Origin of the sequence: Nocardia farcinica (assembly GCF_029867845.1) — a bacterium.
Lineage (GTDB): Bacteria > Actinomycetota > Actinomycetes > Mycobacteriales > Mycobacteriaceae > Nocardia > Nocardia farcinica_A.
This window is the reverse complement of sequence record NZ_JARWRU010001243.1, coordinates 1-3,246: the sequence shown is the minus strand read 5'-3', so window position 1 is coordinate 3,246 and position 3,246 is coordinate 1. Positions and strand designations below refer to the sequence as shown.

Below are 3,246 nucleotides of genomic sequence, written 5' to 3'. Positions count from 1 at the left end.
CTCCCCCCCCCGCCCCCCCGCCTCCCCCCCCCCCCGCCGGGGGGCGGGCGCGCCCCCCCCCCCCCCCCCCCCCCCCCCCCGCGCCGTGAGAAGTGGAGATCAGTTGGTCGGCTGGAAGGCCTCGGCGACGATCTCGGCCTGCTCCACCGCGTGCACCTTGGACGAACCCGAGGACGGGGCCGACATGGCGCGGCGGGAGATGCGGCGCAGCTTGCCGAAACGCTGCGGCAGGTGCTCGGGCAGGTTGAGGCCGTAGAACGGCCAGGCGCCCTGGTTGGCCGGCTCCTCCTGGGTCCAGGCGAGGTCGGTCGCGTTCGGGTAGTTCTCCAGCGCCTCGTTCAGACGGAACTTCGGCATCGGGTAGAGCTGCTCGACACGGACGATCGCCACGTCCTCGCGCTTCTGCTTGGCCTTCTCGGCGGCCAGCTCGTAGTAGAGCTTGCCGCTGGTCAGCAGCACGCGCTTGACCTTCGAACGATCGCCGACGCCCTGCTCGTAGCCGGGCTCCTCCAGCACCGAACGGAACTTCGACTCGGTGAAGTCCTTGATGTCGGAGACCACGGCCTTGTTGCGCAGCATCGACTTCGGGGTGAAGACGATCAGCGGGCGGCGGATGCCGTCGTGGTGGTGGCGGCGCAACAGATGGAAGTAGTTGGCCGGGGTCGACGGCATGGCCACCGTCATCGAGCCCTCCGCGCACAGCTGCAGGAAGCGCTCGATGCGGCCGGAGGTGTGGTCGGGGCCCTGGCCCTCGTGGCCGTGCGGCAGCAGCAGCACCACATCGGAGAGCTGACCCCACTTGGCCTCACCGGAGGAGATGAACTCGTCGATGATGGACTGCGCGCCGTTGACGAAGTCGCCGAACTGCGCCTCCCACAGCACCAGCGCGTTGGGATTGCCCAGCGAGTAACCGTATTCGAAGCCGACGGCGGCGAATTCGCTCAGCGCCGAGTCGTGCACGGCGAACCAGCCCGGGTTCTCGCTGCCGATGTTGTGCAGCGGGGTGTACTCCTCGGCGGTCTTGCGGTCGATGATGACCGCGTGCCGCTGGGTGAAGGTGCCGCGGCGGGAGTCCTGGCCGGTCAGGCGGACCGCCTTGCCCTCGTCGATGAGCGTGCCGAAGGCCAGCAGCTCGGCGAAGGCCCAGTCGATCTTGCCCTCGTAGGCCATCTCGCGACGCTTCTCCAGCACCGGCTTGACGCGCGGGTGCACGTTGAAGCCGTCCGGCACGTTGATGAAGGCGTCGCCGATGCGCTGCAGCACCGACTTGTCGACCGCCGTGTGCACGGTGGAGGGCACCGGCTGGTCGTCCTCGACCGACTCCGACGGGCCCGGCGGGTATTTCTCCAGCTCACGGACTTCGTTGAACACCCGTTCCAGCTGGCCCTGGTAGTCGCGCAGCGCGTCCTCGGCCTCCTTGAGCGAGATGTCGCCGCGGCCGATCAGGGACTCGGTGTAGCTCTTGCGGACCGAGCGCTTGGTGTCGATGACGTCGTACATGTACGGCTGGGTCATCGACGGGTCGTCGCCCTCGTTGTGGCCGCGACGGCGGTAGCAGATCAGGTCGATGACCACGTCCTTGCGGAACTTCTGCCGGAAGTCGACCGCAAGGCGCGCGACCCAGTCGCAGGCCTCCGGGTCGTCGCCGTTGACATGGAAGATCGGCGCGCCGATGAACTTCGCGATGTCGGTGGAGTACTCGGTGGAGCGGCTGTTCTCCGGGGCGGTGGTGAAGCCGATCTGGTTGTTCACCACGATGTGCACGGTGCCGCCGGTGCGGTAACCGCGCAGGCCCGACAGGTTCAGCGTCTCGGCCACCACGCCCTGACCGGCGAACGCGGCGTCGCCGTGCAGCATGAGCGGCATGACCGAGAAGCCCTCGGGACCGTCGCCCTTGTCGAGCAGGTCCTGCTTGGCGCGCACCAGGCCCTCGAGGACCGGGTCGACCGCCTCCAGGTGCGAGGGGTTGGCGGTCAGCGAGACCTTGATCTCGTTGTCGCCGAACATCTGCAGGTAGGTGCCCTCGGCGCCGAGGTGGTACTTCACGTCGCCGGAGCCGTGGGTGGCCGCCGGGTTCATGTTGCCCTCGAACTCGGTGAAGATCTGCGAGTAGGGCTTGCCGACGATGTTGGCCAGCACGTTCAGGCGACCGCGGTGCGGCATGCCGATGACGACCTCGTCGAGGCTGTGCTCGGCGCTCTGGTCGAGCACCGCGTCCATCATCGGGATGACCGACTCCGCGCCCTCCAGCGAGAAGCGCTTCTGGCCGACGTACTTGGTCTGCAGGAAGGTCTCGAAGGCCTCGGCCGCGTTCAGACGGTTGAGGATGTACTTCTGCTGGGCGACCGTCGGCTTGACGTGCTGCTGCTCGACCCGGTCGCGGATCCACTGCAACTGCTCGGGGTCGAGGATGTGGGTGTACTCGACGCCGACGTGGCGGCAGTAGGCGTCGCGCAGCACCGACAGCACGTCGCGCAGCTTCATGCGCTCCTGGCCGTGGAAGCCGCCGACGTTGAACTCGCGGTCGAGGTCCCACAGGGTCAGGCCGTGCTGGGTGACGTCGAGATCGGGATGGCTGCGGAACTTGTCCTTGACCAGGCGCAGCGGGTCGGTGTCGGCCATCAGGTGACCGCGGTTGCGGTAGGCCTCGATCAGCTCGAGCACGCGGGTGCTCTTGTCGACGCCGCGTTCCTTGATGTCCTTGCGCCAGCGCACCGGCTCGGACGGCACACCGAGGCCGTGGAAGATCTCGTCGTAGAACTCGTCGGAGATCAGCAGGTTGTGGATGGTGCGCAGGAAGTCGCCGGACTCGGCGCCCTGGATGATGCGGTGGTCGTAGGTCGAGGTCAGCGTCATGAGCTTGCCGACGCCGATCTCGGCGATCTGCTCGTCGCTCATGCCCTGGAACTCGGCCGGGTACTCCATCGCGCCCGCGCCGATGATCGCGCCCTGGTTGGGCATCAGGCGCGGCACCGAGTGCACGGTGCCGATGGTGCCGGGGTTGGTGAGCGAGATGGTGACGCCGGAGAAGTCCTCGGCGGTCAGCTTGCCGTCACGCGCGCGCTTGACGATGTCCTCGTAGGCGGCGTGGAACTGGGCGAAGCTCATCTCGTCGGCGCCCTTGATGGCCGCGACCACCAGCGAGCGGTTGCCGTCCTTGCCCGCCAGGTCGATGGCGAGGCCGAGGTTGGTGTGCGCGGGGGTGATCGCGTGCGGCTTGCCGTCGATCTCGGCGTAGTGCCGGTT

The 3,246-nt window shown here is 68.0% G+C and carries 1 protein-coding gene; it reads right to left on the bottom strand.

Annotated features, from left to right (window positions below; translation table 11 throughout):
- Window positions 1–99: 99 nt before the first annotated feature.
- On the bottom strand, window positions 100–3,246 hold a 3,147-nt coding region (locus QH283_RS27800), incomplete at its 5' end, for a multifunctional oxoglutarate decarboxylase/oxoglutarate dehydrogenase thiamine pyrophosphate-binding subunit/dihydrolipoyllysine-residue succinyltransferase subunit (RefSeq protein WP_280505887.1).